This is a genomic window from Krasilnikovia sp. MM14-A1004 (assembly GCF_047159485.1).
In the GTDB taxonomy this organism is placed as follows: Bacteria; Actinomycetota; Actinomycetes; order Mycobacteriales; family Micromonosporaceae; genus Actinoplanes.
This window is the reverse complement of record NZ_AP038773.1, coordinates 4,770,133-4,795,968: the sequence shown is the minus strand read 5'-3', so window position 1 is coordinate 4,795,968 and position 25,836 is coordinate 4,770,133. Positions and strand designations below refer to the sequence as shown.

The window sequence follows — 25,836 nt, the reverse complement described above, 5'->3', positions numbered from 1 at the left end:
GCGAAATACGTAACGTTGCCGTAGTGAAAAACGCGGTGCTGTCCCGAGGTGGTGCGGTGGCGAATGCCAGCGCCCCGGACGGACGTACCCGTGACCGGGTCGCCCAGCTGTTGCTGGAGCGTGGCGCGGCCACCGCGGCCGAGCTCGGCGCGGAGTTGGGCCTGAGCCCCGCGGCGATCCGCAAACACCTCGACGCCATGCTGGCCGAACGCCTCGTCGAGGTGCGCGAGCGCCCGCCGCGCGGCCCGCGCGGCCGGGGCCGCCCCGCCAAGACCTTCGTCTTGACCGCCGAGGCGCGCGAGGGCTTCCCGCACTTCTACGACGGCATCGCCACGGCCGCGCTGCGCTGGATCGCCGAGCACGGCGGCCCGGACGCGGTCAGCGCGTTCGCCGCCGCCCAGGTCGCGGCGCTGGAGGAACGCTGCCGGGCGGCGCTGCGCTCGGCCGGCGACGACCCGATCGCACGGGCCGAGGCGCTCGCCGAGGCGCTGACCGCCGAGGGCTACGCTGCCAACGCGACGACGATCGCGTCCGGCGGGCAGCTGTGCCAGCACCACTGCCCGGTGGCGCACGTGGCCGCCGAGTTTCCCCAGCTGTGCGACGCCGAGACCGCGGTCATCTCGCGGCTCATCGGCACCCACGTGCAGCGTCTCGCCACCATCGCGCACGGCGACGGGGTGTGCACCACGCACATCCCGGGACCGGCGCGGGAGAAAACCGCAATCACGGTGAGGACCGGATAGATGACCGACCAGATCGCTACTCAGGAAGAGCACCTCGCTGCCCTGGGCAAGTACGAGTACGGCTGGGCCGACGCCGACGTTGCGGGCGCCACCGCCCAGCGCGGCCTGTCCGAGGCCGTGGTGCGCGACATCTCCGCGAAGAAGAACGAGCCGGAGTGGATGCTCGAGCGCCGGCTCAAGGGCCTGCGCCTGTTCGACCGCAAGCCCATGCCGAACTGGGGCGCCGACCTCACCGGCATCGACTTCCAGAACATCAAGTACTTCGTGCGCTCCACGGAGAAGCAGGCCCAGTCGTGGGAGGACCTGCCCGAGGACATCAAGAACACGTACGACCGGCTCGGCATCCCCGAGGCGGAGAAGGCGCGCCTGGTCGCGGGCGTCGCCGCGCAGTACGAGTCCGAGGTCGTCTACCACAAGATCCGTGAGGACCTCGAGGAGCAGGGCGTCATCTTCCTCGACACCGATACCGGCCTGCGCGAGCACGAGGACATCTTCAAGGAGTACTTCGGCACGGTGATCCCGGTCGGCGACAACAAGTTCGCGTCGCTGAACACCTCGGTCTGGTCCGGCGGCTCGTTCATCTACGTGCCCAAGGGCGTCCACGTCGAGATCCCGCTGCAGGCCTACTTCCGGATCAACACGGAGAACATGGGCCAGTTCGAGCGGACCCTGATCATCGTGGACGAGGGCGCGTACGTGCACTACGTCGAGGGCTGCACCGCGCCGATCTACTCCTCCGACTCGCTGCACTCCGCGGTCGTGGAGATCATCGTCAAGAAGAACGCCCGCTGCCGGTACACGACCATCCAGAACTGGTCGAACAACGTCTACAACCTGGTCACCAAGCGCGCCACCTGCGAAGAGGGCGCGACCATGGAGTGGATCGACGGCAACATCGGCTCCAAGGTGACCATGAAGTACCCCGCGGTCTACATGACCGGCCCGCACGCCAAGGGCGAGGTGCTCTCCGTCGCCATGGCCGGCGAGGGCCAGCACCAGGACGCGGGCGCCAAGATGGTGCACGCCGCGCCGTACACGTCGTCGACGATCGTCAGCAAGTCGATCGCCCGCGGCGGCGGCCGGACCAGCTACCGGGGCCTCGTGCAGGTGCTGGAGGGCTCGGCGCACTCCAAGAGCACTGTCAAGTGCGACGCGCTGCTGGTCGACACGATCAGCCGCAGCGACACGTACCCGTACGTCGACATCCGCGAGGACGACGTGGCCATGGGCCACGAGGCGACCGTCTCCAAGGTCAGCGAGGACCAGCTCTTCTACCTGATGAGCCGGGGCCTGACCGAGGACGAGGCGATGGCGATGATCGTGCGCGGCTTCATCGAGCCGATCGCCAAGGAGCTCCCCATGGAGTACGCACTGGAGCTGAACCGCCTGATCGAGCTCCAGATGGAGGGGGCTGTGGGCTGACCGCCCCGCCCGTTGACTTGAAGCGTCGGACCAACTGAGCAAGGACGAGATGACTACCGAGGCCCTGGCACCCCCGAGCACCAAGTCGCAGGTGCTGCGTTCCTTCGACGTCGCCGACTTCCCGGCCCTGACGGGCCTGGAGGAGGAGTGGCGCTTCACCCCGCTCAAGCGGCTCGGGTCGCTGGTCACGGCGAGCACGCTGACCGGGGCCGCCCCGGTGCTGGAGTACGGCGACCTGCCGGCCGGGGTGGCCGTCAAGTCCGTGTCCGCCGCCGACATCGAGCCGGTGCTGACCCCGTTCGACAGGGTCAGCGCGCTCGCGTTCGGCTCGGCGGGCGACGTCAACCTCATCGAGGTGGCGCCGGAGACGGTCGGGGAGGCCCCCGTACTGATCAAGGTCGTCGGGCAGGGCACGGACGCCGCGGCGGCCCGTACGGTGATCAAGGTCGGCGGTTTCGCCCAGGTCACGCTCGTGCTGGAGCAGGTCGGCAGCGCCGTGCTGGCCGACAACGTCGAGGTGATCGTGGGTGACGGCGCCCAGCTGCACCTGGTGACGCTCGCCGAATGGGCCGCCGACGCGGTGCAGGCGCAGCACATCCGGTTCCGGGTCGGCCGCGACGCCCGGGTCAACCACGTGCAGGTGGCGCTGGGCGGGTCGCTGGTCCGCCAGTTCACCAGCGTCGAGTACGCGGGCCGCGGCGGCGAGGCCGAGCTGTGGGGCCTGTACTTCGCCGACGCCGGGCAGCACTTCGAGCACCGTCAGCTGGTCGACCACGGGATGCCGGACTGCCGCAGCTACGTCGGCTACCGTGGCGCGCTGCAGGGCGCCTCGGCGCACACCGTCTGGGTCGGCGACGTGCTCATCCGGGCGGCCGCGACCGGCACCGACACGTACGAGATCAACCGGAACCTGCTGCTCACCGACGGCGCCCGGGCCGACTCCGTGCCCAACCTGGAGATCGAGACCGGCGAGGTTGCCGGGGCGGGGCACGCCAGCGCGACCGGCCGCTTCGACGACGAGCAGCTGTTCTACCTGATGGCCCGCGGCATCCCGGAGGGCGAGGCCCGGAAGCTGGTCGTCCGCGGCTTCTTCGCCGAGCTGATCAACAAGGTGCCCATCGAGGAACTGCGCGAGCGGCTCGGCGACACCATCGAGGCCCGGCTCGCCGAGGTCGACTCATGACCTTTCAGCTGGTCGGGTCCGCCGACGACGTCGCAAAGGGCACCGCGATCAGCGTCGAGGTCGACGGCGTGGAGATCGCCGTCGTGCACACCGACGACGACTCGTTCTACGCGGTGCGCGACGAGTGCAGCCACGCCACGGTCGCCCTCTCCGAGGGCGAGGTCGACGGCTGCACCCTCGAATGCTGGCTGCACGGCTCGCGCTTCGACCTGCGTACCGGCGCGCCCACCGGACTGCCCGCCACCGAGCCGGTGGCGACCTTCCCCGTCGAGATCCGCGACGGCGAGATCTACGTTTCTTCGACACCGAGTAATGGAGTAATGCCGTGAGCACCCTCGAGATCCGCGACCTGCAGGTGTCGGTCAAGCTGCCCGAGGGCGAGCTCAAGCCGATCCTGGCGGGCGTCGACCTGACCGTGAAGTCGGGCGAGACCCACGCCATCATGGGTCCGAACGGCTCCGGCAAGTCCACGCTGGCGTACTCCATCGCCGGGCACCCGAAGTACGAGATCACCGGCGGCACCGTGACCCTGGACGGCACCGACGTGCTGGCCATGAGCGTCGACGAGCGCGCCCGCGCCGGGCTGTTCCTGGCCATGCAGTACCCGGTCGAGGTGCCGGGCGTGTCGGTGGCGAACTTCCTGCGTACCGCGAAGACCGCGATCGACGGCGAGGCGCCGAAGCTGCGCACCTGGGGCGGCGAGCTGCGCTCGGCGATGGAGCGGCTGCAGATGGACCCGTCGTTCGCGCAGCGCAACGTGAACGAGGGCTTCTCCGGCGGCGAGAAGAAGCGCCACGAGATCGTGCAGCTGGAGCTGCTCAAGCCGAAGATGGCCATCCTGGACGAGACCGACTCGGGCCTGGACATCGACGCGCTGCGGATCGTCAGCGAGGGCGTCAACCGGGTCAAGGACACCGGCGAGACCGGCGTCCTGCTGATCACCCACTACACCCGCATCCTGCGCTACGTGAAGCCCGACTTCGTGCACGTCTTCGTCGCCGGCAAGATCGTCCAGGAGGGCGGTCCGGAACTGGCCGAGCAGCTCGAAGCCGAGGGATACGAGCGTTACCTCACCCGCGCCTGAGACCCCCGAAGGACCCACCATGACGATCGACGTCGCCCGAGTGCGTGCCGACTTCCCGATCCTCGGTCGGGAGGTCAACGGGCACCCGCTGGTGTACCTCGACAGCGCCAACACCTCGCAGAAGCCCCGCGCGGTGCTCGACGCGATGCGCGCGCACCACGAGCGGCACAACGGCAACGTCTCCCGTTCGGTGCACACGCTGGGCACCGAGGCGACGTCGGCGTACGAGGACGCCCGGGCGAAGGTGGCCACGTTCATCGGCGCCACCTCGCCGGACGAGGTGGTGTTCGTGAAGAACTCCACCGAGGCGATCAACCTGGTCGCGTACGCGTTCTCGAACGCGGCCACGCAGCCCGGCGCCGACCCGCGGTTCGCACTCGGCCCCGGCGACGAGGTGGTGATCTCCGAGATGGAGCACCACTCGAACATCGTGCCGTGGCAGCTGCTGTGCCAGCGCACCGGCGCCACGCTGCGCTGGTTCGGCATCACCGACGACGGGCGGCTCGACGAGTCGCGCCTCGGCGAGCTGGTCAACGAGCGTACGAAGATCGTCTCGATCGTGCACATGTCGAACATCCTCGGCACGATCAACGACCCCGCGCGGATCGTCGCCCGGGCGCACGAGGTCGGCGCGCTGGTGCTGCTGGACTGCTCGCAGTCCGTACCGCACCTGCCGATCGACGTGGCCGCCCTCGGCGCGGACTTCATCGCGTTCACCGGCCACAAGATGCTCGGGCCCACCGGCATCGGCGCGCTGTGGGGCCGCGGCGAGCTGCTGGCGGCCATGCCGCCCGTACTCGGCGGCGGCTCGATGATCGAGACCGTGACGATGGAGCACACGACGTTCGCGGCGCCGCCGGCCCGGTTCGAGGCGGGCACCCCGCCGATCGTCGAGGCCGTCGGCCTCGGCGCCGCCGTCGACTACCTGACCGGGCTCGGCATGGAGGCCGTCCACCGGCACGAGCAGGAGATCACCGGGTACGCCCTGAAGGCGCTCGCCGACGTCCCCGGAGTACGGGTGTTCGGCCCCGGCGGCCCGGACGGGCGCGGCGGCACCGTGTCGTTCGACGTGGCCGGGGTGCACCCGCACGACGTCGGCCAGATCCTCGACGACCTCGGCGTCGAGGTGCGGGTGGGGCACCACTGCGCCCGCCCCGTGTGCGCCCGGTTCGGGGTCTCGTCGATGACCCGCGCGTCGTTCTACCTGTACACCACCACCCAGGAGATCGACGCGCTGGCGCAGGGGCTCGACCGGGTGCGGAAGGTGTTCGCCTGATGATGGACCAGCTGTACCAGGACATCATCCTGGACCACTACAAGCACCCGCACGGGCGGGGACTGCGCGACCCGTTCGGCGGGGAGGCGCACCACGTCAACCCCACCTGCGGGGACGAGATCACGATGCGGGTGGCGGTCGAGGGCGACAGGCTGGCCGACGTCTCGTACGACGGCGTGGGCTGCTCGATCAGCCAGGCGTCCGCGTCGGTGCTGCACGAGCTGCTGCAGGGCAGCGACACCGCGCAGGCGTTCCGGGTGCACGAGGCGTTCCTGGAACTGATGCAGGGCCGGGGCCAGGTCGAACCCGACGAGGAACTGCTCGGCGACGGGGTGGCGTTCGCCGGGGTGGCCCGGTATCCGGCCCGGGTGAAGTGCGCGCTCCTGCCGTGGATGGCCTTCAAGGACGCGGCGGCCCGCGCCGGAGTGGGCGCCCCCAGCCCAGAGGTGACGGCATGACCGAGTGCACCGAGCGCAGCGAGGGCCGCGAGGGCATGCCCGGACGGCACAGCATGACCCAGCGCACCGAGCGCATGCGAAAGGCAGGCACGGCATGAGCGACAGGACCGTCGAAGAGATCGCCGCGGACGCCGCGGACACCGCCGGCCCGGACGACGCGACGTCGGCGAACGCCATCGCGGATTCCAAGTCCGGCGTCGTCAAGCCGGACGGCCCGGCCAAGGCGTCCGCCGCGGACGTCGAGGAGGCGATGCGCGACGTCGTCGACCCCGAGCTGGGCATCAACGTGGTGGACCTCGGGCTGCTGTACGGCACCCACATCGACGACGAGAACGTCGTCACGCTCGACATGACCCTGACGTCGGCGGCGTGCCCGCTGACCGACGTGATCGAGGACCAGACCCGGCAGGCCCTGACCGGGGGTCCCGGTGGGGGCATCGTCAGCGACTTCCGGATCAACTGGGTGTGGCTGCCGCCGTGGGGGCCCGACAAGATTACCGACGACGGCCGGGAACAGTTGCGGGCGCTCGGCTTCAACGTCTGACCCTGCTCCGGTGCGATCTCGACGCTGACGACTACCCGCCCGCAGCGCTGGGCGATCGTGCGTGACCGGCCGTGGCCCCGAGCGTGTCGCCGACCTCGATGAGCAACTCGGCGGCGGTGAAGGGCTTGTAGACGATCCGCGCGGCTGCGCCCACACCGTGTACCGGTCGGGCCGATGGATCGCTGTGCCCCGTCATGAACAGCACGGGCAGGTCGGGGCGCCGGGCGTGCAGCTCGGCGACGACCGCGGGACCGGACAGGTCCGGCAGGATCATGTCGGTGATGAGCAGGGCCACGTCGTCCAGGTCCACGCGTAACGCCGAATCGGCGTCGCGGACCGCGGTGGTGCGGTAGCCGTGGTGGGTCAGGATCCGGACCACGACGTCGCGTACGGTGTCCTCGTCCTCGATGACCAGGACCCGTTCGCCGTGCCCCGGTGCCGGCGTGTGCGGTGTGTCGGCGGTGGTGTCGGAGGCCGGGGCGGCGATCGGCAGCAGAATCCGGAACGTGGTCCCCGCGCCGGGTGTCGAGTCCACAGTGATCATGCCGCCCGCGTCACCGACGATGCCATAGACCGTGGCGAGGCCGAGTCCGGTGCCCTGGTGACCCGGCTTGGTGGTGAAGAACGGTTCGAACAGCCGGTCCTTGACCTCCGGGGTCATGCCGATGCCGGTGTCGCTGACCGTCAGCCGGGCGTAGCGTCCGGCCGGCAACGACTGGGCCGGGACGTCGGGTAGCCCGGCGAAGTCGGTGGTGATGTCGACGACGCCGCCGTCGGGCATCGCGTCGCGGGCGTTGATGACGAGGTTCAGCAGGATCTGGTCGAGCAGGCCCCGGTTGGCGTTCACCGGTACGGTGCCGGCGCAGGTGTGGCAGCGCAGCCTGATGTTGGCCCCGACGGTCCGGCTCAGCAGTTCGGTGGCGTCGATGACGACCTCGTTGAGGTCGACGGTCTCCACCAGGGTCGGTTCCTGCTTGGCGAACAGCAGCAGCTGGCCGGTCAGGGTCTTCGCCCGTTGGGCGGCGTCGTGGATCCGGGCCAGGTCCGCGGTGACCTGGTCGCGGGGTTCGTCGGCGATGAACTCGGCGCAGTTGAGGATGATGGCCAGCAGGTTGTTGAAGTCGTGGGCGACACCCCCGGCGAGCTGGCCGAGGCTCTCCAGCCGGGCGGTACGCGCCGCGCGTTCGTCGGAGAGCTTCTGCTCGGCTTCGCGCTGTTTGCGGGCGGTGATGTCGCGTTCGGTGGCCGCACCGCCGATGACGACGCCGCGCCCGTCGCGCAGCGGCCAGAGGACCGTCGACACGATGACCTCGCTGCCGTCCTTGCGCCGCCGTACCGCCTCGTCGAGGTGCAGCTGCCGGCCCTCGGAAAGCCCTGCGAGCGCGAGGGCGAGCGCTGCCTTGCGGTCGGGTCTCATCACCATCGCGATGGAGCGGCCGACGGCCTCGCGCCGGGTGTAGCCGTAGATGCGTTCCGCGCCGCTGTTCCAGGCCGAGATGGTGCCGTCGAGCGTGAGGGCGAGGGTCGCGTCCGCGGACTGTTCGACGATGGCGGCCAGCATCGCCTTGTTCCGGGCCGTCTCGGCGACGGCGCGGGTGGCCAGCAGGGCCAGCACCACGGCCAGCAGGACGCACACGACACCGACGGCGATCAGGATGGTCAGTGCCCGGGCGCTGGTGTGGCGGGCCATCGCGGCGTCGGCGTCCGCGCTGGCCTTCGCCCGGGAGGCCAGCCGGTCGACCGCGTCGGCCGCCCCGTCGAACCAGTACATCGCCTCACCCGCGACCAGGTCGTTGGCCGCGGCGATCGCGGTGGGGTCGCCGGACCGGTACGCGGACACGATCCGCGCGTCGACCTCCATGAAGCGGTTGAAGGCGTTCTCGGCGGTGGTCAGCAGCCGCCGTTCGGTGGTGTCGAGGGGGTGGGCGCCGATCCGGGCCAGGTCCTGCCGGAACGCCGCCGTCGAGGCCAGGAACGCCCGGCGCTGCCCCACCTCGTCGGCGGCGGCGTTGGGCACACCGCGGACGGTGTCGAACGCGTATCCGGTCTGCCAGCCGTTGAAGTCGGCGGTGCGGAACTTGGCGGTGAGCGCGTCCCGTTGCAGCGCAGCGGACTCGGCGACCGCCTGATCCGCCGTACGCTGCGCCAGGATGTTGTCGACGGCGACGCCGATCATGATGATCAACAGCAGTGCGACGAACCCGAAGACCGCGCCGAGCCGTGCGCCGATCGGCATCCGACGCGACGATTGCATGTCTCGGACTTCCCTGAGGAAACGGTCGAGGACCAGGTACGGGTCGCGGCGACGTCTCACGGGACATCACTGCGGCGTCCGCAGCCGATCCTCGTGTCTTCACCGTAGCGACATCACCTCGGTGTCGCGGGGCTAATCACGGTTGCCGCGGCACATCCTGCCCACCGGCCCCGCAGCGCACGCGGCCCCGGCTTTAGCGGTTTCTGCGAGACCTTTCCGACTCGCACGAGGCGGGATGGTGCTGCTGTGACCGGTGGTTCCGCATCGCAGTCCTGTTGCGTGATCTTGACGGGGGCTTGAGTGATCTTGAAGGGGGCCTGAGCGGTCCTCCCCCCTTCGGTCACCGGGTTCGAGGCTTGCCGGTTCTCGGGCGGCACCGAGCGCAGGCCGGGGCCGCACTGTCGTCCGTGCCGCACACATGTCGGGAATGCCTACCTTTCCTGTGTCTCATTGGGCGTGGAAGGTTGGGCATGACGGTTCACGGGGTTGACAAGGTTTCGAGGTCCACACGCCGGCATGCGGGGTGGTCCCGCACGTTGGCGACGCTGGCGCTGGCCTGCGTGGCGACGCTGGTCGCCGGATTCGTCTCGGTGCCGCCGGCGCTGGCCGCCACCACGCCGACGGTGACGAACCCCGGCGCCCAGTTCAGCGGGCTCAACCTTGCTGACAGCCTGCAGATGGCCGCCAGCGGCGGCACGAAGCCGTACGTCTGGTCGGCGAGCGGCCTGCCCACGGGCCTGAGCATCAGCGCCAGCAGCGGCCTGATCTCCGGCAAGCCGACCAAGGCCGGCGCGTTCGCCACGAAGGTCACCGTGACCGACGCGGGGAAGCGGACCGGCAGCGCGTCCTTCACCTGGACCACCGGGATCGCGCCGACCGTCGCCAATCCGGGACTGCGGACCGCCGTCGTCGGCGTCGCCGTCTCGCAGGCGCTGTCGGCCAGCGGCGGCACGGCTCCGTACGTGTGGTCGGCGACCGGTCTGCCCACCGGTCTGAAGATCAACGCCTCGACCGGCGCCGTCACCGGCACCCCCACCGCCGCCGGTGCCTTCACGACCGTGGTCACCGCGACCGACGCGGCGAAGATCGCCGGTAGCACGAGCTTCACCTGGGACGTGGCCGCCGCGGCGCTGGCCGTGACCAACCCGGGCACCCAGCAGTCCACGGTCGGCCAGGCGACGAGCCTCACGCTGGCCGCGAAGGGTGGCACCACTCCGTACACCTGGACCGCGGCGGGCCTGCCCGCCGGTCTGACCCTCAACGCCACCACCGGCGTCGTCTCCGGCGCCCCCGGCGGCACCGCCACCGCGACCGTCACGGTCACCGCCACGGACAAGGTCAACCGCACCAACACCGCCACCTTCACCTGGGTCGCCGCGACCGTTCCGGCCGTCGCCAACCCCGGCGCCCAGTTCAGCGGGATCACCCTCGCCGCGAGTCTGCAGATGACCGTCACCGGCGGCGCGACGCCGTTCACCTGGTCGGCGACCGGCCTGCCCGCCGGGCTGTCCATCAACGCCGCCAGCGGCGCGATTACCGGGACCCCCACCACGGCCGGGGCGTACGCCACGAAGGTCACCGCGACCGACGCGGGTAAGCGCGTCGGGAGCGCGTCGTTCACCTGGACCACCGGCGTCGCGCCGACCGTGACCAATCCGGGCCCGCGGACCGCGGTCATGGGCACCGCCGTCTCGCAGGCGATGTCGGCCAGCGGCGGCAAGGCCCCGTACGTGTGGTCGGCGACCGGTCTGCCCGCCGGGGTGAGCATCAACGCCTCGACCGGTGCGATCACCGGCGTCCCCGCCGCCGCGGGGGTGTACACCACGAGGGTCACCGCGACCGACGCCGCGAAGATTCCGGGTAGCACGAGCTTCACCTGGGACGTGGCCGCCGCGGCGCTGGCCGTCACCAATCCGGGCACCCAGCAGTCCACGGTCGGCCAGGCGACGAGCCTCACGCTGGCCGCGAAGGGTGGCACCACTCCGTACACCTGGACCGCGGCGGGCCTGCCCGCCGGTCTGACCGTCAACGCTGCCACCGGCGTCGTCTCCGGCACGCCCGGCGCCGTCGCCGCCGCCACGGTCACGGTTACGGCCACGGACAGCGTTCAGCGCGCGCACGCCGTCACCTTCACCTGGATCACGGCGACCGTGCCGGCCGTGACCAATCCCGGCGCGCAGACCGGCACCATCGGCGTCGCGGTGTCCCGGACCGTCTCCGCCACCGGCGGCACTGCCCCGTACACGTGGTCGGCGACCGGCCTGCCCGCCGGGCTGGCCATCGATACCGAGACCGGTGCCATCACCGGCACCCCCACCAACGCGGCCGACGCGACCGTGACCGTGATCGCCACCGACGTGGCCGCCCGCGCAGGCACCGCCACGTTCACGTGGACGGTCGCGGGCCCGATCAGCGTGACCGACCCGGGCACCCAGCAGGCCACGCTCGGGCAGGCCACCACCCTGACGCTGGCCGCCACCGGTGGCACGGGGACGTACGCGTGGTCGGCCACCGGTCTGCCGGGCGGCCTGACCCTCAACCGGGACAGCGGCGTCGTCTCCGGCACGCCGACCGTGGGCGGCAGCTTCACGGTCACGGTGACCGTCACCGACACCGCGGACCGCGTGGCGAGCACCTCGTTCGGCTGGGTCGCCGCGGCCGCACCGATCGTCGGCAACCCCGGCACCCGGATCGCCACCACCGGCGTGGACACCACCGTCACGCTCACCGTGGACGGCGGCGTCGCCCCGTACGCGTGGTCGGCGACCGGCCTGCCCGCCGGGATGACGATCAGCGCGGACGGTGTCCTGTCCGGAGCCCCGACGGCCGTCGGGGACGCGAAGGTCGCCGTCACGGTGACCGACGCCGGGAAGCGTACGGACACCACCACCTTCACCATCGCGGTCGCCGACCCCGTCACCTTCGCGAACCCGGGCGCCCGCAACGGCGTCGTGGGCGTGGAGAGCTCCCTGAGCATCGACGCCGACGGGGGCGCCGCCCCGTACACCTGGGCGGCCACCGGTCTGCCCGAGGGCGTCGGCATCGACGCGGACACGGGCGTCATCAGCGGCCTGCCGAGCGCCGAAGGGTGGTACCTGCCGACGGTGACGGTCACCGACGCCGCCGGCCGCACCGCCAGCCGCTCCTTCCCGTGGACCGTGCTCGACGCGCTGTCCGTCGGCACCCCCGACCAGCGGAACCTCGCCGTCGGGGTACCGGCCACCGTGACCGTTCCGCTGACGGGTGGCACCGCGCCGTTCACCTGGACGGCCGAGGGCCTGCCCGCCGGCATGTCACTGGACGCCGCCACCGGTGCCCTCACCGGGACGCCCACCACCGCGGGCCCGGCCAGCAGCACCATCACCGTCGTCGACGGCGTCGGCCGCACCGGCAGCGTCGTGGTCGAGTGGGGCGTCGCCCTGGGCGCGCCGGCCGAGGTGACCGCGTCCCCGACCGACCCGCAGACCGTGACCGTGGCATGGCCCGCGGTGGCCGGGGCGGCCGGTTACAAGATCTACCGCGACGGCGCGTACGTGACCACCCTGGAGCCGACCACGCAGTTCGTCGACGGGCAGCTCGACGGCTCGACCGGCTACCGCTACCAGGTCAGCGCGCTGGACGTGAATGGGACCGAGTCCGCGCGCAGCACCGAGGTGACCGCGACGACCGGCGCACTGCCGGCCAACCCGTACGACTACGCCCGCTGTGGCGCGGCGGACCGCCACCGCGGCTGCTCCTACACCAGCAGCGTCAGGCTGGGCCGCGGCGACTTCGACGACCGGAACGACGCCGAACTGACCGACGGGGTACGCGGGGAGATCGATCAGGACGGCCACGCTCCCTGGCTGGGCAACGACAACGGCGACCCGTACTCGTTCACTGTGGACCTGGGTGTGCTGCGCCCCGTCGCTGAGATCAACAGCGGCTGGCTGCAGATGCCGTCCGGCAACATCGCGCTGCCGGCCAAGGTCACCTACTCGGTCTCGGCCGACGGCCACACCTACACGCCCGTGGCGGCGATCGCGCGTCCCGCGACGTCGGCCACCGACCAGATCAGGACCTACCGGGTGATCAACCTGGGACAGACCGTCCGGTACGTCAAGGTGGACGTGGACCGCAGCACCGGCTGGAACCTGGTCGACGAGGTCGAGGTCCGGGGCACCGCCGCCGACGCGATCGCGCCGGCCTACTCGCTGGCCCCCACGGTCTCGCCGGACGCCATGACGGCCGGCGACTGCACCGCCGACGCGGCCTGCGTCTTCGCGCCCGCGCCGTCGGGCGGCGACGACTGGTCGGCGCTGAACGCGGTGGTGGCGACCGCCGCCACCAAGGTGATCCCGGCGGAGCGCACCGCCGACGGGCTCACCGGGCCCGCCACGGTACTGCTCGACGCGGGCACCTACCGGCTGGGCCGGATCCTGAAGCTGCCGCCCAACGTGAACCTGCGGGGCCGTGGCATCACCGCCACCACGGTGTCGATGATCACGGCGAACTGGCAGAACTTCAACTACGGCTTCCTGATCAGCTGGGACCACACGGAGCAGGCCGGCAGCAGCAACCTGGTCTCCGACCTGACGGTCAACGGCAACTGCCGCGAGGGCGCCGGCGCCCCGATCCCGCAGGACCTGCCGGGACGTCCCGGTGCGTACTGCGACTTCCGCGGTACGGACGGCTCGCTGGGCAGCAACAACTCCGGCGGCGGCATCGCCGTCGGTAACCGCTGGACGGTGCGCCAGGTGCGCTTCACCAACCTGGAGTACTTCAAGATCTGGGTCGGTGACGCCGTCCAGGACGTGCTGATCAGCGACAACCGCTTCGACAACTGGGGTGGCGCCGAGTCCGGCAACGAGGACAACGTCGGCGGCGGCAGCCGCAACGACAACGTGGTGATCGAGTACAACCAGTTCGACAAGACCATCCACGGCAACAGCTTCGACTTCACCAACGCGATCCGGACCACGATCCGCCACAACACCGTCCGCTCCGACGGCGCCGTCACGGCCGCCCGCAAGGAGACGTCCGGCAACATGTACCTGGAGGGCCTGGTCGAGGCCACGGTCACGGACAACGTGCTCTACGGCGCCGGGATCAGTCTCAAGACCAACGGTGCGTACAGCCACACGGACGAGAACAAGGACATCACCAACCCGCTCGACTCGGTGGTCGCCCGCAACCACATCATGTATCCCGAGTACGCGGGCATCGTGGTGACGTACGACGACTACAAGGACACCAGCGACAACACCTTCGGCACCGTCGGCGGCTGGGACAAGTCGAGCACGCTGAGCACGGATCACATCGTGCGGCCCGGCGGCCGCAACACCATCCAGGACAACGTGATCGAGTACGCCAACCGCTCCGGCATCCTGGTGATCGGCAGCTACGACCACACCAAGGTCGCTCCGGACGTCATCAACCGGAACACGATCCGCAACGCGGGTTGGGCGGGTTCCACGGTGTACGACACCGGCGCCGGACTGTTCGACACCGCCGGCATCGGTGTGTCGATCGGCGACGGCGACCAGATCTACGCCAACACCGTCCTCAACGGACCCGCGAAGAAGACCACCTGGTACGGCATCGACCTGGGTGCCCGCAGCGCGACCAGCACGGTGAAGAACACCGCGCTCACCGGCCCGATGGGTGAGGAGAACACGTTCGGTGACCTGATCGCCGCACCGATCCACCGGGCGGACCGGATGCCCGACGCGCCGAACAACCTCACGGCCAACGGCAAGTCGCTGACCTGGGAGGAGTCGTACGCGCAGGCCGGGCGTCCGATCGCGGGCTACCGGGTCTACCGCGACGGCAACGTCGTCGGTGACCTGCCGGTCGGCAGCGCCGCGGTACCGGGCAACCTGCTCACGGCCGACGAGTCCAGCTTCGAGAACCCGGCCGCCGGGACCGCCGGCTGGACCGCGGGCTTCCGCACCACGCTGAACCGCGTCGGCACGAGCGGTGCGGTCGGCACCGGATCCATGTCGCTGACCTCCAGCAGCACGGGCGAGGTGAGCTTCTCCGGCCGCAAGATCACGGTCACGCCGGGCCAGCAGTTCACGACCGTCATCTCGGCGAAGTCCGTGGGCGCGGGCGGCAACTGGGTCCGCGCGGGCATGCGGTTCACCGACGCGAGCGGCAAGACCTTCGACTACGCCACCAACAACAAGGCCACTGTCGACTCCGCCACCGGCTGGATGACCAGCAACTTCACCCAGACCGTTCCGGCGGGCATGGTGTCGCTGCAGGCGTGGTACCTCATCGAGGGCACGGTGGCCGGTGAGGTGCACCTCGTCGACCGTCTCGGCCTGGTCGCCGGTACGCGCACCGAGATGTTCAGCGAGGCGAACCCGCCGGCGGGGCAGGCCGTCTACCACGTGGTGGCGTACACGAAGGACGAGAACTCCACGACCGCCACGGTCGTCGCCCCGGCCACCGACTCCGGTACGGACCTGACGGGCTGGACCACCCTCGTCGGCGACGGCGTGTACGCGGCGGCCGGCCAGGCGCCGGTGACCGACGCCGACATCGCCGCCGAGCACCGGGGCACCGACACGCGGCTGCGCGCCAACATCCAGAACCGGGGCATCATGGCGCACGTGCTGTCGTACAAGCGGGTCACGGACGTGACGCTGATGTCGACGGTGCAGCGCGGCGGCTACTCGTTCCAGCTGCCGTACATGCCGACGACGGCGGGCGGTCCCCGCAACGGCCAGACCGTCGAGGGCGGGCTGTTCGTCTGGGACGGCATGAACACCCGCGTCGACCACGGCACCGCGTTCCAGTGGATCGTCAACCCCTGGGACGCCAACTTCGGCCAGATCAAGGTGTGGACCAGCGCGAACGGCGGTTCGTGGGCGGCTGCGGGCTACCTGAAGCCGGACACCGCCTGGCACCGGGTGAACTTCCTGGTGGATCCGGCCGGCCAGCGGGTGGAGCTGACGATCGACGGTGTCAGCATCCCGGCGCCGTACTCGCGGACGCCCAAGAGCGGATGGGGCACCGACGTGTCGGCCCGCCTGCAGGCCGAGGCGATCTCGCTGTGGCCGGGCGCCAACGCCACCTGGGCGCCGCAGCACGAGGTGCTGATCAAGGACTGGACCTGGAGCCGGCAGTAGATCCCGTGCCCCGCCTCCCCGCACCGGGAGGCGGGGCGGGACTGTCGGACCCGGGTGCTACAACGACCTCATGACACCCACGCCGGCTTTTCCCGAGCTGTTGTCCCTGATCGACGGGCGGTCCGTCGCCCTGCGCGCCGCGGTGGCCGCCGGTGCCCTCGACGCTCCGGTGCCCGGCTGTCCGGATTGGTCCCTGCGCGACCTCACCGTCCACCTCGGCCAGGTGCAGCGGTTCTGGGCCGTGGTGGTCGCGGATGCGGACCCGGCCGCGGCGCCGACGCCCGAGCGCGTTCCCGACCCGCAGCCCCATGGTGATCTCCTCGACTGGTCCGCGGAGTCGACGCGGCTGCTGCTCGACGCGCTGGGCGAGGCAGGTCCGTCGCAGCCGTGCTGGACGTGGTGGGGCCCGTCGGGGGCACCGATGACGGCCGGTGCGGTCGCCCGCCACCAGGTGCAGGAGGCGGCGGTGCACGCGTTCGACGCGCAGGAGGCGTTCGGCGCGCCCGAGCCGCTGCCAGGCCCGGTCGCGGTGGACGGGGTCGCGGAGTTCGTGCAGGTCGGTCTCGGCTCGGAGGGCGCCTGGCCGCACCCTCCGGCGCGGATCGCCTTCACCGCGACCGAGGGGCCGTCGTGGCTGGTCGACCTGTCCGGCGCGGGCGCGCGGCTCGATCCGGACGGCGGCGGTGAGCCACTCACCACCGTACGGGCACCGGCCGGCGACATCGTCCTGGCGCTGTACCGGCGGATCCCGCTGGAACGCGTCGAGGTCGAGGGCGATCGGGCGCTGGCGCAGCGACTGCTGGCCTGGGGCGACACCGAGTAGAAACGGGTGGCCCCGAGAGCCGGCGGCGGGCACCATGGCACCGTGATCAAGCCGAGGACGCCCCGCACCCTGACCGTCGCCGCCCGAGTCGAGGGCACGCGACAGCAGCTGCGCCGCGGCGTACCGGCGATCCCAGCCTCGCCGTCATGAGCGGCCCGTTCCTGGCCGGAGTGGTCGCCGGTTACGGCGTCGCCATCCCCGTGGGCGCCATCGCCGTGCTCATCGCGAGCCTGAGCGCCCGGACGTCACTGCGGGTGGGTGCGGCGGCCGGCCTCGGTGCGGCCACGGCCGACGGCATCTACGCCCTGCTGGCCGTGCTCGGCGGCGCGGCGCTGGCCGGTCTGGTGGCCCCGATCGCCGTGCCGTTGCGATGGGCTGCCGCAGCGGTCCTGCTGGCGCTCGCCGGGCACACCGCGTGGACCGCGCTCCGACCGCGCCGGTCCGACGGCCCGGCGCGCTCGGCGGAGACGACGGCGTTGCGGGCGTACCTCGGGATCCTGGGCCTGACCCTGCTCAACCCGGCCACCGTCGTGTACTTCGCGGCGCTGGTGCTGGGGCGGGGCGGCTCCGGCGGTGGGGTCATGTTCGTGCTGGGTGCATTCGCGGCATCGGCGAGCTGGCAACTGCTCATCGCGGGCGGCGGTTCGCTGGCCGGCCGGGTGCTGACCGGGGAGCGGGCCCGGCTGGTGACGGCCCTCGTGTCGAGCGTCGTCATCGCCGTCCTGGCCATCCAAATCCTCTGACCGGAGCCTGCAGCGCCGCCGACGGCCATTGCCGGCGCTACAGGTGCTTCGTGGCCTCGCGGACGGACAGGCCGGAGAGCTGGTCGCGGTGCGCCGCCACGTAGCGGCGTACCGCGTCCGGGTCGGTGCGGGCGTACTGCCGCAGCGCCCAGCCGATCGCCTTGCGGACGAAGAAGTCGCGGTGCCCGGCCTGCCGGGTGCAGTAGCCGAACAGCCGCTCGGCGTCCGTGTCCGCACGGTAGTTCAGCTGGTGCAGGATCGCGGTCCGGACCAGCCACATGTCCCCGTCGGTGGACCAGGCGTCCATCTCGGCGACGACCCCGGGGTGCCGCTGCACCAGACCGCCGACGACCCGGGCGGCCAGCGGGTCGACCGTGTCCCACCACGACTTCGTGCTGATCAGGGCGCGCAGTGTGGGCAGGAGGCCGGGCCCGGCGACGGCGACGTGGCGGCGCAGGTAGGTACAGGCGAAGTACTGGTACTCGCGCTCCGGCAGCTCCCAGCAGGCCAGCGCGACCGCGCGCAGGTCCTCCTCGGCCGGCTTGGGCAGCCCGGTCCACACGGTACGGTTCAGCACGGTCTGCGTCTGCGCGGGCATCCCGAGAAACGGGAACTGGTCCCGCATGTATGCGGCCGCCCGCACGGCCCGCTCGGGCTCCCGGGCGGCCGAGTAGGTGCGCACGAGCCGGTCCAGGATCTCGTCGGCGAGCGCTCCGGCCATGAGCCGATCATGCCATCGGTACAGTCGGGACCATGAGCGCACGTCCCGCCGCCGGGGGCGGCCGCTGGGTAGACGTCGCGCCCGAGCGCCTGCCGCGCTGGCTGGAGAACTTCGCGACGCGGCACGGGGCGTACACGGAAGAAGGTCTGACCGTGGTGGCCGCGGACGGCGCGTCGGCCGAGCTGGCCGCGCCGCCCGGGGCCGCGCCCGTCGCGGACCTCGCCGGGCTGCTGCGCGCGGCGGCCGCGCCGCGCCGGCTCGGCCTGCTGCTGGCCCGCAAGGGCGCGGTCGCGGTCGGCGTCGCCGAGGGCGCCGAGCTGGTCGCCTCGAAGGTGGAGACGCATTACGTGCAGGGCCGCACCGCCGCGGGCGGCTGGTCGCAGCAGCGCTTCGCGCGCCGCCGCGACAATCAGGCGCGGGCGGCCGCGGCCGATGGCGCCGACATCGTCGCCCGCCTGCTGCTGCCTGGGGTACGGACGCTGGCGGCGCTCGTGACCGGCGGCGACCGGGCGGCCGTGGACGCCGTGCTGGCCGCGCCCGCCCTGGCATCCGTGGCCGGCTTGCGCGCGGAGCGGTTCCTGGATGTCCCGGAGCCCCGGCGCGCGGTGCTGGTGTCGGCGGTCACCGCGGCCAGGGCCGTGCGGATCCTGATCCGCGAGCCGGGGGACTAGATCGCCCCGGCGGCGAAGGTGTCGCAGCGCTTCGGGTCGCCCGACTGGAATCCCGTGCCGAACCAGTGCTGGCGCTGTGCGCTGGTGCCGTGGGTGAACTCCGCCGGATTGATGCCGCCGCCGCTGCGCTGCTGCAGCGTGTCGTCGCCGATCTTCCCGGCCGTGTCCAGGCCCTCCTGGATGTCCTGGTCCGTGAGCCGCTTGAAGATCTTCTTGCCGGTCGCGGTCTCGGTACCGGTGGCGTTCTTGGCCCACACGCCCGCGTAGCAGTCGGCCTGCAGCTCCAGGCGCACCGACAGCTGGTTCGCGTGCTTCGGGTCGCGCTGCTGTTCGCGGCGCATCTGCGCCTCGGTGCCCAGCAGGTCCTGAACGTGGTGCCCGTACTCGTGGGCCAGCACGTACGGCTGGGCGAACTCGCCGGGGGCGCCGAGGGATTCCCCGAGCACCCGGTAGAAGGTGAGGTCGATGTAGACCTTGTCGTCCGCGGGGCAGTAGAACGGCCCCACGCCCGAGTCGGCGGACCCGCAGCCGGTACGCACGGCCCGGCTGAAATACGCGGTCTTGGCGGGCCAGTAGCTCTCGTTGAAGTTGTGCGGCAGCGCCTGGGACCAGTAGTTCTGAATCGAGTTGACGTACAGATTGTTGCGGCAGTCGAGGTTCTTCAGCTTGTCGGACTGCCGGCACTCCTGTTCCAGCAGCGTGTTGTCGCCGGACCGGCTCCCGCCGCCGCCGTCACCGGTCAGCTGGTTGATGCCGAAGTAGCCGGTGACCAGGGCGATGACCACCGAGATGACGATGCCGGTGAGGCCGCCGCCACCGATCGGCAGTCCGGCGAAGCCACCGCCGCCAGCGCCTCCGCCGGAGCCGCGCAGGTCCTCGACCTGACTGGTGTCGATCTCAGCGTTCTCGTTGAGCTCCATCTCACCCTCACTGCGCCGTCCGACCCGGGTGTCCGGGTGTACCCGTTGATCCTGCCCGCTAATCGGTTGGGGGCCGTATCGGCCGGGTCGCTAGTATGGGCGGGTGCTGCTCTGCGAAGGCTGACCGCCCCCGCGCCGACCGCGGTCGTACCCGGTCGGCGTCGCCGCGTGCCTGAGTCAGCCGGACCCCTGCGAGAGCGAGACGCCTTCCCATGATCACCGCCACCGGACTCGAACTGCGTGCCGGCGCCCGCATCCTGATGTCGCCCACCACGCTGCGGGTGCAGCCGGGTGACCGGATCGGCCTGGTCGGGCGCAACGGCGCCGGCAAGACGACCACGCTGAAGGTGCTGGCCGGCGAGGGGCAGCCGTACGCCGGGGCGGTGGAGCGCCGCAGCGAGGTCGGCTACCTGCCGCAGGACCCGCGTACCGGCGACCTGAACGTCACCGCCCGCGACCGGGTGCTGTCCGCCCGTGGGCTGGACACCCTGCTGGCCGAGATGCAGAAGCTCGAGGTGCAGCTGGAGGAGAGCGCGGACGAGAAGCTGGTCCGCCGCTACGGCACCCTGGAGGACCAGTTCGCCAGCCTCGGCGGGTACGCGGCCGAGGCCGAGGCGGCCCGGATCTGCGCCAACCTCGGCCTGCCGGACCGGGTCCTCGCGCAGACCATCGGCACCCTCTCCGGCGGTCAGCGCCGCCGCATCGAGCTGGCCCGGATCCTGTTCCGTGACGCCGGTGAGAACGGCAAGGGCATCCTGCTGCTCGACGAGCCGACCAACCACCTGGACGCGGACTCGATCGCCTGGCTGCGCGGCTACATGGCCCAGCACAAGGGCGGCCTCGTGGTGATCAGCCACGACGTGTCCCTGCTGGAGGCGGCGGTCAACAAGGTCTGGTATCTGGACGCCAACCGGTCCGTCGTCGACATCTACAACGTGGGGTGGAAGACGTACCTGGAACAGCGGGAGACCGACGAGCGGCGGCGCCGCCGCGAGCGCGCCAACGCGGAGAAGAAGGCCGGGGCGCTGATGGCCCAGGCGGACAAGATGCGCGCGAAGGCGACAAAGACGGTGGCCGCGCAGAACATGGCCCGGCGCGCGGAGCGGCTGCTCGGCGGTCTGGAGGAGGCCCGCACCTCGGACAAGGTGGTGAAGGTGCGCTTCCCCAACCCGGCCCCGTGCGGCAAGGTGCCGTTGACGGCCTCGGAGCTGTCCAAGTCATACGGCTCGCTGGAGATCTTCACCGACGTCGGGGTGGCGGTGGACCGCGGCTCGCGGGTGGCGATCCTGGGGCTCAACGGCGCGGGCAAGACCACCCTGCTGCGCATCCTGGGTGGCCTGCTGCAGCCGGACACCGGGGAGGTGCGGCCGGGCCACGGCCTGCGGCTGGGTTACTACGCCCAGGAGCACGAAACCCTGGAGGTCGACCGTACGGTGCTGGAGCACATGCGCAGCGCCGCCGCGGAGCAGACCGACACGGAGCTGCGCAAGATCCTCGGTGCGTTCCTGTTCTCGGGCGACGACGTCGACAAGCCGGCCGGGGTGCTCTCCGGCGGCGAGAAGACCCGGCTCGCGCTGGCGACGCTGGTCTGTTCCGGTGCCAACGTGCTGCTGCTCGACGAGCCGACGAACAACCTCGACCCGGTGAGCCGGGAGCAGGTGCTGGACGCGATCGCCAACTACCCTGGCGCGATCGTGCTGGTCACCCACGATCCGGGCGCGGTCGTGGCGCTCAAGCCGGACCGCGCGATCCTGCTGCCCGACGGCGACGAGGACGCGTGGAGCGACGAGTTGCTGGAACTAGTCGAGCTCGCCTGACGCGTACGGGGTCAGCGGCATCGTCGGTTGTCAACCCGCGCCCACACAACATGTGCGATATCTGCGTGGTGCGGCGGAGCTTCGCGCGGGACCCGGGTGACCGCCCCGGCTGGGGCACGCGTCCGGGGTGGCACGGCCGAGCTCGTACGGTGAGTGTGTGAGGACTCTGCGTGACGTCCCGGGCATGGTCATTTCCGCAGGTGATCGACGGTGTGCGCGCTCCCGCCGGAGGCGCTCGGCGCGGCTCGGGCCGCTCGGGCCCGCGCACCGCTGCGCCGCCCCGGCATCGATGCGCTTGGTCACCGTCGGGTTCCTGACAGTGGTAAATGGGCACGTTGGCTGTCGCCGGATACCTAGCGCATGATCGTCCGAGGCGGTCTAATAGGTGGGACCGTATCGAACCGCACAGTCTGGGACGTGAGGATTCAACATGGCAGCCACCGGCACAGCCACCAGCACTGAGAAGGGTCGCCGAATCGTCGGTAGCGAGCGTCAGACGCTCGCCAAGGATCTGGTCAAGCGTTACACCTCCGGCGAGAGCATTCGCGCGCTGGCCGCCTCGACCGGACGGTCGTACGGTTTCGTGCACCGGGTGCTCACCGAGTCGGGTGTGCAGCTTCGCCAGCGCGGCGGCGCCCGGCGCCGGAAGAAGGCGTGACGACCGAAAGCGCTGACCGCGCAGACGACGCGGGCATTCGCTGGGAGCAGGCAGGGCCGGTCGCGACAGTGACGTTGTGCCGGCCCGATGTCCTCAACGCGCAGACCCCGGCCATGTGGTCGGAGCTCGAAAGCATTTCCCGGAAATTGCCGGGAGATGTGCGCGTCGTCATTGTTCGAGGGGGAGGGCGTGCGTTTTCCGCCGGCCTGGATCTGTCGGTCGCGCGGGGCACGGGTGACGCCGCCCTGGCCCAACTGGCCCGATTGTCGCCCGAGGAGTGCGCCGAGCGGATCGCGGGCTTCCAAGCAGCGTTCACCTGGCTGCGGCGTCCCTCCGTGGTGACGATCGCGGCGGTGCAGGGGCACGCCATCGGGGCGGGATTCCAATTGGCGCTCAACTGCGACCTGCGGATCCTGGCCGACGACGCCCGGTTCTCCATGGCCGAGGTGACTCTCGGCCTGGTGCCGGACCTGGGCGGCACCAAACGGCTCACGGAACTGGTCGGGTACGCCCGCGCGCTGGAGATCTGCGTGACGGGGCGGCGGATCGGCGCCGACGAGGCCGCGCGGCTGGGCCTGGCCACGGCGGTGGTGCCGGCCGCGGAGCTCGACGGGGCCGTGGCCGACCTGACCGCGGCGGTGCTGTCCGCCGACGGTGGCGCGGTCTCCGAGATCAAGGCGTTGCTGGCCGGCGCGGCCGACCGCTCGTACGACGAGCAGGACCGCGCCGAACGCGAGGCACAGACCCGGCGACTGCGGGACCTGGCGGGCACCGGCGAGTAAGGCACCTGCCGGAATACAGGCATTACTTTCGAGGTTGTCAGACCCTGCGGGCACACTTGTCCCGCAGCCGTCGTCCACACCCCCGGAGGTGACGCATGGGCCCGGGCATGTCCGCCGGTTCCAGCTGGGGAATGCTGCGCTCGATCCAGAACTCGGACCGGGTGTCCCAGCACAGCCTCAGCCGCGGCACGACGCGGCGCATTCTGACCTTCGCGCGCCCGTATCGTCGCGACATCTTGGTCTTCCTCGTCACGGTGGTGCTGTCCGCCTGCATCGGCGTGGCCACACCGGTCCTCGCCGGTCACGTCGTCAACGCGATCACCGGCGGCGGGCCGGAGGCCACCACCCTCGTGGTGCGGCTCGCGGTGGCCATCGCCGTGCTGGCGGTCGCTGACGCGTTCCTGTCGCTGGCCCAGCGGTGGTATTCCGCGCGCATCGGCGAGGGCATCATCCTCGACCTGCGCACCCGGGTGTACGACCACGTCCAGCGCATGCCGCTGCAGTTCTTCACCCGCACACAGACCGGCGCCCTGGTGAGCCGCCTCAACAACGACGTGCTGGGCGCGCAGCGGGCCTTCACCTCCACCCTGTCCGGCGTGGTCAGCAACGTCATCCAGCTCGTGCTCACCGCCGCTGTCATGTTCACCCTGTCCTGGCAGATCACGGTGCTGTCGCTGCTGCTGCTGCCGGTGTTCATCATCCCGGCCCGCCGGGTCGGCAAGCGGCTGGCCGAGATCACCCGCGAGTCGTACAACCTCGACGCGAAGATGAACGCCACGATGACGGAGCGGTTCAACGTCTCCGGCGCCCTACTGGTCAAGCTGTTCGGCCGCCCGGACATCGAGGCGGCCCGCTTCGGCGAACGCGCCACCCGGGTCCGCGACATCGGGGTGCAGAGCGCGATGTACTCGCGTACCTTCTTCGTCGCCATGCTGCTGGTCGCCTCGCTCGCCCAGGCCCTGACGTACGGGCTGGGCGGCTGGCTGGCGGTCACCGGCAGCGTCACCGCGGGCACCGTCGTCACCCTCGCGCTGCTGCTCACCCGGCTGTACGGTCCACTCACCGCGCTGAGCAACGTCCGGGTCGACGTGATGAGCGCACTGGTGTCGTTCGATCGGGTGTTCGAGGTGCTCGACCTGCGCCCCGGCATCGAGGAGAAGCCCGACGCGACGGCGATACCCACCGGCGCCGGCCGGGTGGAGTTCCGCGACGTGCACTTCCGCTACCCGAGCGCGGGCGAGGTCTCCCTCGCCACGCTGGAGGACGTCGCCGCGCTGGACCGTACCCGCAACGCGCCCGTCCTGCGCGGCGTCGACTTCACGGTGGAGCCGGGCCAGATGGTGGCCCTGGTCGGCCCGTCCGGCGCCGGGAAGTCCACGACGTCGATGCTGGTGTCGCGGGTGTACGACGTCACCGAGGGCGAGGTGCTGGTCGGTGGGGTCGATGTCCGCGACGCCACCCTGGAGTCGTTGCGGGACACCATCGGCGTGGTCACTCAGGACTCGCACCTGTTCCACGAGACCATCGCGGAGAATCTGCGCTACGCCCGCCCAGACGCCACCGAGGACGACATGTGGGAGGCGCTGCGCGGCGCGCAGGTCGCCGACCTGATCGAGGCCCTGCCCGACGGGCTGGACACGGTGGTCGGCGATCGCGGCTACCGCTTCTCCGGCGGGGAGAAGCAGCGCATCGCCATCGCCCGGCTGCTGCTCAAGCACCCGTCGATCGTCATCCTCGACGAGGCGACCGCCCACCTGGACAGCGAGTCCGAGGCGGCGGTGCAGCGGGCGCTGAGCAAGGCGCTGGAGGGGCGTACCGCCCTGGTCATCGCCCACCGCCTGTCGACGGTCCGCGACGCCGACCAGATCCTGGTCCTCGACGAGGGCCGGATCGTCGAGCGCGGCCGCCACACCGACCTGGTCGCGGCGGGCGGGCTCTACGCCGAGCTGTATCGCACCCAGTTCGCGGTGGCGGACAGCCCGGCACCGCCGTACGCCGAGGAGACCGAGCCGGTCATCGTTCCGGTTCCCACCCCTGTCCTCGAACCCTGACGGGCGCGGCCCCGTCGGGGAAGGCGGCCGCCCGCAGCTGCGCGTACGCCTCGGCCAGGGTGTCGACGGTGTAGTGGGCGTTGAGGCCGCTGGGGTTGGGCAGCACCCAGACCGGTGTCCCGGCGACCTCCCGGTCCTGCGGCCCCACCACCGCCTTCGGTTGCCCGAACGCGGCCCGGTACGCGGTCACCCCGAGCACCGCCAGGAAGCGGGGCCGCCACTGCTCCACCGTGGCGGCGAGCTGCTGGCCGCCCTCGACGAGTTCGGCGGGGGACAGCTCGTCGGCGCGGGCACTGGCCCGGGCGACCACGTTGGTGATGCCCAGCCCGGCGGCGGGCAGTGACCACTGCTCCGACGGGTGCAGCAGGCGTGCGGTGAAGCCCGCGCGGTGCAGCGCGGGCCAGAACCGGTTGCCCGGCCGGGCGAAGTGATGGCCGGTCGCCGCCGAGTACAGGCTCGGGTTGATACCCGCGAACAGCACCCTGAGACCAGGACCCACCAGGTCGGGAATGGTGCGCCCGGCCGCTGTGGCGAGGTCCGCACGGCTCGGCTTCGCGGCTGGCATCCGGGG

General features: G+C 71.3%; 20 protein-coding genes. 16 read left to right on the top strand and 4 right to left on the bottom strand.

Annotated elements, in window-relative coordinates; translation table 11 throughout:
• The first annotated feature begins 23 nt into the window (after window positions 1–23).
• From ACMCNN_RS20435 to ACMCNN_RS20400, 8 genes are all read left to right on the top strand, one after another.
• Window positions 24–743: a helix-turn-helix transcriptional regulator gene (locus ACMCNN_RS20435; protein ID WP_412742124.1), complete on the top strand. Its 720-nt coding sequence runs from the start codon at window positions 24–26 to the stop codon at window positions 741–743.
• Window positions 744–2,165 carry a Fe-S cluster assembly protein SufB gene (sufB, locus tag ACMCNN_RS20430; protein ID WP_412742123.1) on the top strand — a complete coding sequence of 474 codons (1,422 nt, stop codon included), beginning with the start codon at window positions 744–746 and terminating at the stop codon, window positions 2,163–2,165.
• Between the two features lie 49 nt (window positions 2,166–2,214).
• A complete protein-coding gene (gene sufD / locus ACMCNN_RS20425; protein WP_412742122.1) occupies window positions 2,215–3,348 on the top strand; it encodes a Fe-S cluster assembly protein SufD in 1,134 nt (377 codons plus the stop codon).
• Window positions 3,345–3,677 carry a non-heme iron oxygenase ferredoxin subunit gene (locus ACMCNN_RS20420; protein ID WP_412742121.1) on the top strand — a complete coding sequence of 111 codons (333 nt, stop codon included), beginning with the start codon at window positions 3,345–3,347 and terminating at the stop codon, window positions 3,675–3,677. Before sufD ends, ACMCNN_RS20420 begins: the two co-directional genes overlap by 4 nt.
• Window positions 3,674–4,432 carry a Fe-S cluster assembly ATPase SufC gene (gene sufC, locus ACMCNN_RS20415; RefSeq protein ID WP_412742120.1) on the top strand — a complete coding sequence of 253 codons (759 nt, stop codon included), beginning with the start codon at window positions 3,674–3,676 and terminating at the stop codon, window positions 4,430–4,432. The genes ACMCNN_RS20420 and sufC overlap by 4 nt, the downstream gene beginning before the upstream one ends.
• 19 nt (window positions 4,433–4,451) lie before the next feature.
• Window positions 4,452–5,708, top strand: a complete 1,257-nt coding sequence (locus ACMCNN_RS20410) for a cysteine desulfurase (RefSeq protein ID WP_412742119.1) — start codon at window positions 4,452–4,454, stop codon at window positions 5,706–5,708.
• Window positions 5,705–6,166: a Fe-S cluster assembly sulfur transfer protein SufU gene (gene sufU, locus ACMCNN_RS20405; protein WP_412747221.1), complete on the top strand. Its 462-nt coding sequence runs from the start codon at window positions 5,705–5,707 to the stop codon at window positions 6,164–6,166. Before ACMCNN_RS20410 ends, sufU begins: the two co-directional genes overlap by 4 nt.
• 94 nt (window positions 6,167–6,260) lie before the next feature.
• Window positions 6,261–6,710 (top strand): metal-sulfur cluster assembly factor, encoded by a 450-nt coding sequence (locus ACMCNN_RS20400; protein ID WP_412742118.1) that lies wholly within the window; start codon window positions 6,261–6,263, stop codon window positions 6,708–6,710.
• Between the two features lie 31 nt (window positions 6,711–6,741).
• On the opposite strand, the gene ACMCNN_RS20395 is transcribed toward ACMCNN_RS20400, so the two are convergent.
• Window positions 6,742–8,946, bottom strand: coding sequence for a PAS domain S-box protein (locus ACMCNN_RS20395; RefSeq protein ID WP_412742117.1), 2,205 nt, complete (start codon window positions 8,944–8,946; stop codon window positions 6,742–6,744).
• Window positions 8,947–9,500: 554 nt separating this feature from the next.
• Here ACMCNN_RS20395 and ACMCNN_RS20390 point away from each other — a divergent pair.
• The 3 genes from ACMCNN_RS20390 (at window position 9,501) to ACMCNN_RS20380 (ending at window position 17,645) form a co-directional block, all read left to right on the top strand.
• The gene (locus tag ACMCNN_RS20390; protein ID WP_412742116.1) at window positions 9,501–16,079 is read left to right on the top strand and encodes a beta strand repeat-containing protein; all 6,579 of its coding nucleotides are present in this window, start codon (window positions 9,501–9,503) and stop codon (window positions 16,077–16,079) included.
• Between the two features lie 70 nt (window positions 16,080–16,149).
• The gene (locus ACMCNN_RS20385) at window positions 16,150–16,902 is read left to right on the top strand and encodes a maleylpyruvate isomerase family mycothiol-dependent enzyme (RefSeq protein ID WP_412742115.1); all 753 of its coding nucleotides are present in this window, start codon (window positions 16,150–16,152) and stop codon (window positions 16,900–16,902) included.
• A 146-nt stretch (window positions 16,903–17,048) separates the two neighbouring features.
• Window positions 17,049–17,645 (top strand): LysE family transporter, encoded by a 597-nt coding sequence (locus ACMCNN_RS20380; RefSeq protein ID WP_412742114.1) that lies wholly within the window; start codon window positions 17,049–17,051, stop codon window positions 17,643–17,645.
• A gap of 37 nt (window positions 17,646–17,682) precedes the next feature.
• Here the strand turns inward: ACMCNN_RS20380 and ACMCNN_RS20375 are convergent, their stop codons facing one another.
• Window positions 17,683–18,366 (bottom strand): DNA alkylation repair protein, encoded by a 684-nt coding sequence (locus ACMCNN_RS20375; RefSeq protein WP_412742113.1) that lies wholly within the window; start codon window positions 18,364–18,366, stop codon window positions 17,683–17,685.
• A gap of 32 nt (window positions 18,367–18,398) precedes the next feature.
• Here ACMCNN_RS20375 and ACMCNN_RS20370 point away from each other — a divergent pair, with 32 nt between their 5' ends.
• Entirely contained in the window at window positions 18,399–19,037 is a 639-nt protein-coding gene (locus ACMCNN_RS20370; RefSeq protein WP_412742112.1) for an acVLRF1 family peptidyl-tRNA hydrolase, read from the top strand.
• Here ACMCNN_RS20370 and ACMCNN_RS20365 read toward each other — a convergent pair.
• The gene (locus ACMCNN_RS20365; protein WP_412742111.1) at window positions 19,034–19,957 is read right to left on the bottom strand and encodes a neutral zinc metallopeptidase; all 924 of its coding nucleotides are present in this window, start codon (window positions 19,955–19,957) and stop codon (window positions 19,034–19,036) included. The genes ACMCNN_RS20370 and ACMCNN_RS20365 overlap by 4 nt on opposite strands.
• 212 nt (window positions 19,958–20,169) lie before the next feature.
• Between ACMCNN_RS20365 and ACMCNN_RS20360 the strand changes: the two genes are divergently transcribed.
• The 4 genes from ACMCNN_RS20360 (at window position 20,170) to ACMCNN_RS20345 (ending at window position 25,265) form a co-directional block, all read left to right on the top strand.
• Window positions 20,170–21,774: an ABC-F family ATP-binding cassette domain-containing protein gene (locus ACMCNN_RS20360; protein WP_412742110.1), complete on the top strand. Its 1,605-nt coding sequence runs from the start codon at window positions 20,170–20,172 to the stop codon at window positions 21,772–21,774.
• A 430-nt stretch (window positions 21,775–22,204) separates the two neighbouring features.
• Window positions 22,205–22,432, top strand: coding sequence for a helix-turn-helix domain-containing protein (locus ACMCNN_RS20355; protein ID WP_015620263.1), 228 nt, complete (start codon window positions 22,205–22,207; stop codon window positions 22,430–22,432).
• The gene (locus ACMCNN_RS20350; protein WP_412742109.1) at window positions 22,429–23,214 is read left to right on the top strand and encodes an enoyl-CoA hydratase/isomerase family protein; all 786 of its coding nucleotides are present in this window, start codon (window positions 22,429–22,431) and stop codon (window positions 23,212–23,214) included. The genes ACMCNN_RS20355 and ACMCNN_RS20350 overlap by 4 nt, the downstream gene beginning before the upstream one ends.
• Before the next feature lie 95 nt (window positions 23,215–23,309).
• On the top strand, window positions 23,310–25,265 hold the full coding sequence (locus ACMCNN_RS20345) for an ABC transporter ATP-binding protein (RefSeq protein ID WP_412742108.1): 1,956 nt from the start codon (window positions 23,310–23,312) through the stop codon (window positions 25,263–25,265).
• Here ACMCNN_RS20345 and mug read toward each other — a convergent pair.
• Window positions 25,228–25,830, bottom strand: a complete 603-nt coding sequence (mug, locus tag ACMCNN_RS20340; RefSeq protein WP_412742107.1) for a G/U mismatch-specific DNA glycosylase — start codon at window positions 25,828–25,830, stop codon at window positions 25,228–25,230. The two genes, ACMCNN_RS20345 and mug, sit on opposite strands and share 38 nt — an antisense overlap.
• Window positions 25,831–25,836 lie beyond the last annotated feature (6 nt).